Annotated in this window: 7 protein-coding genes and 2 pseudogenes; 3 read left to right on the top strand and 6 right to left on the bottom strand. The window is 59.7% G+C overall.

All coding sequences use genetic code 11. From position 1 onward, the window contains the following. Positions 1-356, bottom strand: a 356-nt coding sequence (locus J9889_RS10780) for an ISAs1 family transposase (RefSeq protein ID WP_210556662.1), incomplete at its 3' end; no start/stop codon positions are given. Between the two features lie 87 nt (positions 357-443). On the opposite strand from J9889_RS10780, the pseudogene J9889_RS10775 reads away from it, so the two are divergent. The 3 genes and pseudogenes from J9889_RS10775 to dhaR form a co-directional block, all read left to right on the top strand. Beyond that, positions 444-1378, top strand: a pseudogene (locus J9889_RS10775) (IS3 family transposase); the annotation flags it as partial. Between the two features lie 153 nt (positions 1379-1531). After that, positions 1532-3838: a hypothetical protein gene (locus J9889_RS10770; protein WP_043850357.1), complete on the top strand. Its 2307-nt coding sequence runs from the start codon at positions 1532-1534 to the stop codon at positions 3836-3838. A 178-nt stretch (positions 3839-4016) separates the two neighbouring features. Then, a complete protein-coding gene (dhaR, locus tag J9889_RS10765; RefSeq protein WP_043850361.1) occupies positions 4017-5918 on the top strand; it encodes a dihydroxyacetone kinase operon transcriptional regulator DhaR in 1902 nt (633 codons plus the stop codon). A 94-nt stretch (positions 5919-6012) separates the two neighbouring features. Here the strand turns inward: dhaR and J9889_RS10760 are convergent, their stop codons facing one another. The 5 genes and pseudogenes from J9889_RS10760 to J9889_RS10740 form a co-directional block, all read right to left on the bottom strand. Continuing rightward, the gene (locus J9889_RS10760; RefSeq protein ID WP_043850356.1) at positions 6013-7095 is read right to left on the bottom strand and encodes a glycerol dehydrogenase; all 1083 of its coding nucleotides are present in this window, start codon (positions 7093-7095) and stop codon (positions 6013-6015) included. Positions 7096-7256: 161 nt separating this feature from the next. Beyond that, positions 7257-7973, bottom strand: a complete 717-nt coding sequence (gene dhaM / locus J9889_RS10755; RefSeq protein ID WP_075112817.1) for a dihydroxyacetone kinase phosphoryl donor subunit DhaM — start codon at positions 7971-7973, stop codon at positions 7257-7259. 1 nt (position 7974) lies between these two features. Then, positions 7975-8604, bottom strand: a complete 630-nt coding sequence (dhaL, locus tag J9889_RS10750; protein WP_075112818.1) for a dihydroxyacetone kinase subunit DhaL — start codon at positions 8602-8604, stop codon at positions 7975-7977. Between the two features lie 9 nt (positions 8605-8613). Then, positions 8614-9684, bottom strand: a complete 1071-nt coding sequence (gene dhaK / locus J9889_RS10745) for a dihydroxyacetone kinase subunit DhaK (protein WP_043851210.1) — start codon at positions 9682-9684, stop codon at positions 8614-8616. Positions 9685-9878: 194 nt separating this feature from the next. Continuing rightward, positions 9879-10011 (bottom strand): annotated as a pseudogene (locus J9889_RS10740) (IS4 family transposase); the annotation flags it as partial.

Raw genomic sequence — 10011 nt, 5'->3', positions numbered from 1 at the left:
TTGGCATTTCCCCGAAAGGAGCCGCGTAACACCTTGCCATCAAAGGCAATGATGGGTTTGCCCTGATGAGTGCGCTGTTCATTGACCCAGCACAGCAACGCTTCAAGCAAGGTATCGATGACAATGCAGCGCAGAATGCGGGCAACCGTGTGACGCCGCGGGATGCCGTTGGCAAAGGGGCGATGCTGACGGAGCCAATCGAACTTTGAATCGCCATAGGTTTCGATGTCATTCCAGCCCTCGGCACCACTCATGATGGCACTGATGACAAGGAACATGACATCAACCAGGTTATGTTTACGATTGATCTCAGAGCGAGTTTCTTCGACAAGGGTAAGGTGTTCAATCAACGTCATAGCGCGTGCCTCCTGCATGGAGACGCGATTAGATCACAGACGATCTGCCTGTTCAAATTTCATTAACAAAGTGCGATCCCGCCCTGGGTCACCGAGGAGCGCAATATCCTAAAGGAGGCCGCCGCGTACTTTGCCAGCGAGTCAAGGAAAGGTACGCGTTCATAACCTCCCGACTCGACCGGTACAGTGTCGTTACCCTGTGCCAGACCTTGGGGGTTCACCGAAGTGGCTTCTACGCGTGGTTGAAACAGCCCGTATCGCCACGACAGCGGGAGGACGAACGACTGACCGGATTGGTCAAGCAATCCTGGCTGGAAAGTGGTGCTGTCTACGGTTATCGCAAGATCCATCGCGACCTTCGTGACGGGGGAGAAGCCTGCGGCAAGCACCGAGTGGCCAAATTAATGAAGCGGGAAGGGCTGCGTTCGCAAACGGGCTATCAACGCCGCAAGGGGCATTATGGAGGCAAGAGCCCACTGGTTGCTCCAAACACGCTGGCACGTCAGTTTAAGGTGCCAGCCCCCAACCTCTCCTGGGTGACTGACATTACCTACATCCGTACTCAAGAAGGGTGGCTGTACCTGGCGGTGGTGCTCGACCTGTTCTCTCGCCAGATCGTCGGCTGGGCGATGAAATCACGCATGACGGCAGACTTGGCGGTTGATGCGTTATTGATGGCCGTCTGGCGGCGCAAGCCCAAGCAGCCGGTACTGGTGCATTCGGATCAGGGCTGCCAGTTTACCGGTGGCGAATGGCAGGACTTTCTGAAGACCCACAACCTGAGTTGCAGCATGAGCCGACGTGGCAACTGTCACGACAATGCTGTCGCCGAGAGCTTCTTCCAGTGGCTCAAACGGGAGCGGATCAAGCGCAGGATTTACGCGACAAGAGACGAAGCCCGCAGCGATGTGTTTGATTATATCGAGATGTTTTACAACCCAATCAGGCGTCATGGTTCCAATGATGGGCTGTCGCCGGTAGAGTTTGAAAGGCAGTTTATTTTTCAGCAACAGAGTGTCTAGAAAACCAGGGGCGATTCACCGCTATTTTCTCTCCCCTCACACGCAACCGCTCCCCCGATAGGGGGATGCGGTTTGTTCACCAGGAGCCTATAACCAACACAGTCGTTAAAGCGGCCGATCAAGTATTACAAGGGGTCTGTCGATGTATCTGCCATGGATGACAGCAAGCAATATAAAAAGTCAGGGACTGGGGGACGTATGAAACTTTTTACTAAATCATGGCTGGCAGCAAGCATCATTACCGCACTTGCCGGTTGTGGTGGCGGAGACAGTAGTGGTGATAGTACAACGCCACCAGAGACTAAAACCACGCTTCAGATAAGAGCAATTGATGGTGTGTTACAGGGTGCTCTGGTGTGGGTCGATCTTAATGGAAATAGCCTGCGTGATGCAGCAGAGCCTTTTGCCAAGTCAGATAGCGAGGGGAGAGCACTGTTCACTCTTGAGCCAGGCCAATTGAGCGCCAATGTGTATGTGGAAACCATTCCCGGTGAAACAGTAGATCTGGAACGGGGACCGGTTGACACCGCTTTTACTATGGTTGCTCCTGCAGGCTCAGGCAGCAGTGGTACAGTAAGAATCGTATCGCCTCTGACCACGTTACTGCATCTCGAAACACTGAAATATAACGATCCGGTACAGGCCCGGGAGGTGCTGGCCCAGAGGCTTGGCATTTCCTCGGCCATGCTGGATGCAGACTTTGTCGCATTGGGAGATGGGCGGGCACTGTTTATTGCCAAAGTGATCGCCGATGCTCTGCCAGCCTCGTTGCCAGCAGAGGCAGACAAACAGGATGTCCTGCTTTTGGCGCTTAACAATAAAACCGGTGAAGCTACAGCTATTTACGACAAATTGACGGATGAACAAATCACTGTTCAGGGCAATCCCACCCTGAAGAGTGAAATCGACTACAACACTCATAAGGCAACATTCACCATCGAGTTTTCCACCCGTAAAACTGAGGGCGGTGTCGAGGTAAGCCAGGGGACCAAATATTACTGGGATAAAAATGCCAACGATTATGAGAGATACAATGGTACGCCACTGATCGCTACCACATGGAGCCTGGAGACCACACGTAAAGCTGACGGAACTATCGAGCGCTATGCCAAATGGGAACATGACTTTAACAAGGATGGCGAGCGAAACTTCAAGGGACAATCGCTGAGTGTAGGGAATGACACCAAGTGGGTGGAATATTTTGACGAGGACACCAACTGCAAAGAGCTGAATGAATATCAGTGCAATGATCCCACCCGGATAAATGAAGGGCGAGACCTGCGAGCTGAGTTCGCAGCACAGGATTACAGTACTATCGATTTTGTTCAGATGTGGACGAAAACGGGCAATGCCACAGGCCACGACATCGAGATGATTGAGTACAAAACCGATGCCCCGACTCGTAACTGGTTCAAGCTGGACAATCCGGGACAACCCGGTTTCCGCCGGTTGGAGCATTACGTTAAAGACTCTGATGGTGTACGTACCACATATGAGAATGATTGGAACGCTGATGGCACCATCAATCAGCGAGAGTCACTGCTCAGCCGCCAAAATGGCACGACACGTTATGAGTCTGGCAAAATTGTCTGGGCCAACCCTCTTGATGACTCGTTCGAAGAGTATGCTGATTACAACTTCCACACTGGCACTCGTTTACCTTACTGGTACGAAACTGTAGTCGAACATGTCCCCTTGGGAGATGGGCTGCAACAGTTAACCACCGAAGGGAAGCGCTATTTGCTGGATGAGGAGAAACAGCTGCGCAAGATCGATGATACGCACCCGGATGGCTACCTGTTTCACCAGTACAAAGCAAAACAAAAAGAAGTTTCTGCCGACGAGCATCAGATCCATGTTACCTGGCAGCACATTGCGCTGGATGGATATGACTTCAACCGTGACGATATTGGCCAAGAGTTCAAGGTCATGCGTCGTCACAAAGTTGATGGGGATGCAATGAAAGGGTGGTGGATAGGGCATAACTATGCCGAGTGGGGTAGCCAAGAGGTGCTCGATCTCCCAGGTAAAGTTCTCGCGCTGCTGGCACAAGGTAAGAGTTTTGCACAAATTACTGCTGCTGAGCTGCCCGGATTGGGGGTTTATGACCAAGTTGCGCTGTCTGGTCCTCTGTTTACCACCGCGTTCAAAGGCTACCTGGTGACAAACGACGGCTGGCTTGGTGCCTCTGGCAAACAAAAAATGACAGTGAATGGTCAGCGTGTCGGCACACAGGACCTGTTGTTACAACAGGCGGGGGGCATGACTTCTCTGGTACTCCTGAAAGGAATAGGTTCGGAACCCTGTGCCTGGTGGACCTGCTGGGAGCAACGTATTACTTCGCTTGACAGTGTTGACCCGGTGAAAGGGATCATGACATTTCGCCGCTGGAGTGACACGGATCCACTCACAACACTGTACCTGCGAGAAGTGGATGCTGATGTAGCCATGGCCCCTTGAATTGCCAAGGAGGCGATATAAACGATGTGGCAACGGGGCTCGCGAGGGCCCCGTTATGCATGTGTTACGGACTACATCTCTGGCGCTGTGGTTGCCACCCTCTGAGGCAGGTCACTGAATCGGGGGCACTGACGTGGTTAAATGGTCGGCTCACATCTTGCCGGATATTGCTGTGACCATGCCATCTGACCTTCAGCCGCTGCTCGCTTGGCCCGACTATTTGCAGGCATCCTGGCTGCGCTGCGCCCACCAGACCAGTGCCACCCTCTGGCATCCGCCCCACAGCGCCAAGGGGCAGACCTTGCAGAGCCTGCGCCAGCGCAAGCGGGACCTGCTCACCACCGGCGAGATGGCCCTCGAAGATCTCTACGAATTTATGGAGGGGCGCCCCTGCGCTCTGCTGCTCACCGACGAGAGCGGCTGTGTGCTGGCCCGCACCGGCCACCCCGACACCCTGCGTGAGCTGGCAGAGCTGGGGTTTGGCCCCGGCGCCTTTTTCAGTGAGGGGCGCATCGGCACCAATGCCATCAATCTGGCGGCGCTGGAGGGAGTACCGCTCTGCGTCAGCGGCCCCCAGCACTTCAACCAGACCCTCCACCCGTGGCACAGCTGCGCCAGCCCGGTTTACAACAGCAATGGCCGTCAGGTCGCCATCATCGCTTTGATCTGCAAGGTGGAGGAGGCGAGCGCCGGCGATCTGGCGCTCACCGTCAGCGCGGGGCGCGAGCTGGCCCATCTGCTGCAGATGGAAACCCTGATGCAGGAGTCCCAGCACCACCTGAGTGAGCTTTATGTCCTGCTCGATGGTATGGATGACGGCGTGCTGGCCTGGGATCCGCAGGGTCGGCTGCGCTACCTCAACGCGCTGGCGGCCCACCGGCTGCGGCTCGATCCGGCGCTCTGTCTCGGCCAGCAGCTGGAGCAGCATCTGCTGTTGCCCCAGCGGTTGCAGCTGGCCATCAGGGGGCAGACGCCACTGAGTCATGTGGAGGTGACGCTGGAGCGGCTCGGCGCGCAGGAGGGGGAGTTTATCAATGCGCTGGTGAGCCTCAAGCCGCTGCCGGGGCCGGAGGGGGTCAGCTTTATCGCCCTGCTGCACCCGGTCGATCGGCTGCGGGCCATTCACCAGCTGCGCCAGACGGTGCCCGAGCTGTCGGCGCTGGTGGGCGAATCGAGCGCCATGCGCAAGCTGCTGCGCTATGCCCGGCAGGCGGCCCAGAGTCAGGGGCCGATCCTGCTGCGCGGCGAGGAGGAGGTGGGCAAGGCCCAGCTGGCGGAGGCGATCCACTTTGGCAGCGAGCGGGCCGCCGGGCCGCTCATTACCCTCAACTGCAAGGCGCTGCCAAGCGAGCGGATGGCGCTGGAGCTGATGGGCTCCGACGAGGCGGGGCAGGAGCGGGCGGGCAAGTTCGAGCTGGCCCACGGTGGCACGCTAGTGCTGGAGCAGGTGGAGTGTCTCTCTGCCCCCATGCAGGCGGCGCTGCTGCAACTGCTCAAGACCGGTCGCATCCAGCGCTTCGATTCGGCCCGTATCCTGCCGCTCAAGGTGCGGATCATCGCCACCAGCAGCGCCCCGCTGGAGCAACTGGTGCAGGAGGGGCTGTTTGGCCGCCAGCTGCTCTATGCGCTGCAGGCGTGCGAGCTCTGGCTGCCGGGGCTGCGGGAGCGCGCAGCGGATCTGCCGGGCCTTATCAGCCAGCAGCTGGCGGCGCAGGGGCGCGAGCCGGTGCGCCAGTTCAGTCCGGCGGCCCTCGACTGTCTGCTCGCCTATCCCTGGCCCGGTAATCTGGGGGAGCTGCGCAGCGCCGTCGAGCATGCCCTGCTTCATGCCGGTCAGGGGCAGATCCCGCCTGAGGCGCTGCCTGCCGCCATTCGTCACGGCTATCAGCAGGTGGCGGACGAGGTGGTGGGGCAACCGCTGCTCACGCTTGCAGAGCTGGAGCGGCAGGCCATTTTGCGCTGCGCCCACGCCTGCAAGGGGCAGGTGAGCCAGATGGCCCAGCATCTTGGCATCAGTCGCACCACCCTCTGGCGGCGGCTCAAACTGCTCGAGATCGATCCCGCCGACTATCACGGCTGACGGTTATTGAGGCCGTCGCCAAGCAGCCCGTAGAAAATGAAACGTCCCCGCAGTTGCGGGGCCGTGTTATATGGCAAGGTCAGCGGTGGCGCGGTTACAGCCCCAGCTGGTGGGCGGTGACGATGGCCGCCAGCACATCCTCGGCGGTGACCTTGAACGGCATGTTGTGGATGGTCTCCCCTTCGGCGGTGGAGGCTTTGGCCACCTCCATCAGGCGCGCCATATCCAGCTCCTTGACCCCCATCATATGCAGGTTGGTCGGCAGACCGATCGAGCGGCAGAAACCCAGCACTGTCTCGATCTCCGCCATCGGCGCGTTCTCCAGCACCAGTTGCACCAGGGTACCGAACGCCACTTTCTCACCGTGGTAGAGGTGGTGACACTCGGCGAGCTGGGTCAGGCCGTTGTGGATGGCGTGGGCGGCGGCCAGTCCGCTGCTCTCGAAGCCGATACCGCTCAGATAAGTGTTGGCCTCGATGATGTTCTCCACTGCCTTGGTGCAGAGCCCCTGTTCCACCGCCAGCTTGGCCTTGTAGCCATCGGCCAGCAGGGTCTTGTAGCAGAGCTCGGCGATGGCCTGCGCCGCCAGCGTGGAAGCGCCACCGGCCATGGTCTGGCAACCGGAAACCTTGTTGGCCCGCGCCTCGAAGTAGGTGGAGAGTGCATCCCCCATGCCGGAGACCAGCAGCCGCACCGGAGCGCGGGAGATCACGCCGGTATCCATGATGACCATGTTGGGGTTGGTCGGGATCATCAGGTATTCGCTGAACTGCCCTTCCGGGGTGTAGATGACCGCCAGCGCGCTGGTCGGCGCATCGGTGGAGGCGATGGTGGGGACGATGACCACAGGCACCTTCTGGTAGAAGGCGACCGACTTGGCGGTATCCAGCGTCTTGCCGCCGCCGATGCCGATAATGACGTCAAACGGGGTCTGCTTGCAGTGCGCCAGCAGGCGGTCGATCTCGGGGCGGGAGCACTCGCCATTGAAGCAGTCGAACTCGGGTTTGATGCCCGCGCCGTGGAAGCTGGTGGCCACGGTATCGCCCACCAGCTTGGTGACGAAGGCGTCGGCCAGGATCAGTGGCTTGCTGCCGAGCGCCTTGACGTAGTTGCCGATATTGGCGAGGGCCCCGTTGCCTTGTACGTATTTGCTGGGGCTGATGATAATGCGGTCCATATTTTATCCCTCTCTTTATGAATTAAGACTTCTCTTAAAACTTACAGGGGCGAAGGGGCGGCTGTGCCGGGGACGCCTTCGTCTTCTTTTTACTTGCACGAAAGTGGTGCTGCACAGGCTCAGCGAGCGAGTGCAGCGCCTTGAAACAGTGGCGTGCGGCGTCAGTCGCCGAAACGCTCGGCGGCCAGCTGCTGGAAGCAGGTCAGTGCGGCGTTAGCGTCCTCTCCGCGCGCCAGCAGGGTGAGCATGTCGCCCTGACGCACGTTGAGCATGGCGAGCCGGGTCAGGCTGCGGGGGTTGGCCTCTTTGTCCCCCTTTTGCAGCTTGAGTTCAGCGGCAAAGGGTTTGAGGGCGGCCACCAGTCGGGCGGCGGGGCGCACATGCAGGCCGTGGGGGTTATCCACCACTACCTCGCAGCGCAGCCAGCCGTCGTCGGCAACGGGGGCTGTCTCCGTGGCGGCCTGCGCCGCACTTGCAGGCAGCATCGCCTGTTTCGGGCCAAGGGCGCCGAGCGCCTCGGCGGCCACCTCATCCAGCGTCAGGCCGGAACCGGCCGCCACCACGGCGGCCAGGGTGCCCTCGACCAAGGGGGCCGGGCAGAGCCGTACCCGGGCGCTTAACTCGGGGGGCAACAGTTCGAGGGCGGTTTCGGCGCTGAGCAGGGCGCTGCCCAAGTCCATCAGTACCAGCACGCCGCTGCCGTCATCCGCTTCTTCAATCGCACTCATCACGGCGATGGCATCGGTGCCGATGGGGTGGTCGGGGTCATCGACCCCAGCCGCCAGCAACAGTTTCGCCGGGCTGCCGAGCTGGTCGGCCAGCGCTTTCAATCCGGCCGCCAGCATGGCGCTGTGAGAGACAACTACGATTCCGATCATGTCACAACCTCGCTCTGTCACGCAGGGCGGTCAGCAGCAGCAGGGTCGAGGTGGCCCCGGCATCCTGATGGCCGATGCTGCGCTCGCCAAGATAGCTGGCGCGCCCCTTGCGGGCCTGCATCTGGATGGTGGCCTCGGTACCGGCAGCGGCGGCGGCTACTGCCTTGTCCAGCGCCTCGTTGAGCGGCAGCTCTTGCTGTTGGGCTTGTTGCAGGGCCGCCAGTGCTGGCCACCAGGCATCGCACATGGTCTTGTCACCCGGCTCGGCGCGGCCGCGGGAGACGATCCCTTCGACCCCGTCGCTCAGCATTTTGCACAACTGGCTCAGGCTCAGGCTTTGGCAGGCATCGGTGCTGGCCGCCGCCCGGATAAAGAAGGTGCCGTAGAGCGGGCCGCTGGCACCGCCGACCGAGGAGAGCAAGGTCATACCGGTGGTTTTCAGCACCTGACCGATATCCTTGTCCGCCACCGCGGGCAGCTTCTCGGCCACTTTAGAAAAGCCGCGCTGCATGTTGAGGCCGTGGTCGCCGTCGCCGATGTCGGTATCCAGTGCGGTGAGGTAGTCACGCTGCTCGGTAAAGATGTGTTCGCAGTCGAGCAGCCAGTTGACGATGTGATGCTTGCTTAACATGGGTTCTCCTTAGCAGCCGCGACGCAGGGCGGGGGTGTGAACGGGGGCATCCCACAGGGTCATCAGTTCATCATCCACCTTGAGCAGGGTGATGGAGATGCCGGTCATGTCGAGGGAGGTGCAGTAGGGGCCAATCAGGTTGCGCACCAGATGGATGCCCGCCTCTTCGCACAGGGTGGCGAGGCGACCATAGACGCCATAGAGCTCGGAGATGGGGGTGCCGCCGAGACTGTTGACCAGTGCGATGACCCGATCGCCCTTGTTGAGCGGTTCGATAAAGGTGTGCTCTTCCTGCCAGCTGCCGGAGGCTCTGTCCCAGTGACGCAGGGTACGGCCATAGGGGGTGTTGTCCGCCAGCTCGCTGAACATGTCATCCACCAGGGTATTGAGGTCGGTGAAGGGGCGGCGCGCTATACCGGGTTCGCCGTGGATGCCCACGCCAAACTCCATCTCGTTGTCCGCCAGAGTGAAGGAGGGCTTGCCGGCGGCAGGCACGGTACAGGCGTGCATGGCGACGCCTATGGTGCGGCTCTGGTTGTTGATGCGACGGGCCAGTGCCTCGCAATGGGCCAGGTCATAGCCCGCTTCGGCTGCGGCCCCCACCAGTTTTTCGCACAGCACGGTAGTGGCAACGCCACGGCGACCGGCGGTATAGAGGCTGTCTTTGACCGCCACGTCGTCATCGATCAACGAGAAGCCCACCTTGACTCCATCGCCGTGCAGCAGCTCGACCGCGGTCTCGAAGTTGAGCACGTCGCCTGTGTAGTTCTTCACCAGGAACAGCACGCCCGCGCCGCCATCAACGGCCTGACCGCACTCGTACATCTGATCCGGAGTCGGCGAGGTAAAAATCTCGCCGGGGCAGGCGCCATCCAGCATCCCTTTGCCCACCAGACCGCCGTGCATCGGCTCGTGGCCGCTGCCACCGCCGGAGACCAGCGCGACCTTGCCCATCACGGGGGAGTCGGCGCGGGTGATGTAGTGGGGTTCGATACGTACCTTGAGCTCGGGATGGGCGGCGGCCATCCCCATCAGTTGTTCACGGACCACGGCATCGACGGCATTGATCAGTTTCTTCATGGCTCACTCCTTGGCTTGCCACCGCACGGGTGGGCAAATGGTTGATGGAGCCAGTCTAACGACAGAAAGAAGGATAAAAATGACGGTCGGTTTGGTTCGGATTTGAAACAGCAGAGGGGGTATCAGCGTTTCAATCTGAAACGATGCGGGGCAAACGGGCGGGAAACTGTTAGCGGTCTCACATGTACAGAACCTTAAGCGGCAAGCGAATTAATAATACCGTCTAACGTGTTGTTTTGCTTGGATTTTCTCTGCCTACTCTTTTTGCCGTTTTTGGATAAATACACCATTGCCCACTCCAACTTCTCTGTTATTTCCTGCCACGCA

Origin of the sequence: Aeromonas sp. PrichA-15 (genome assembly GCF_017939245.1) — a bacterium.
Classification (GTDB): Bacteria; Pseudomonadota; Gammaproteobacteria; order Enterobacterales; family Aeromonadaceae; genus Aeromonas; species Aeromonas caviae.
This window is presented reverse-complemented; position numbering and strand designations above follow the sequence as displayed.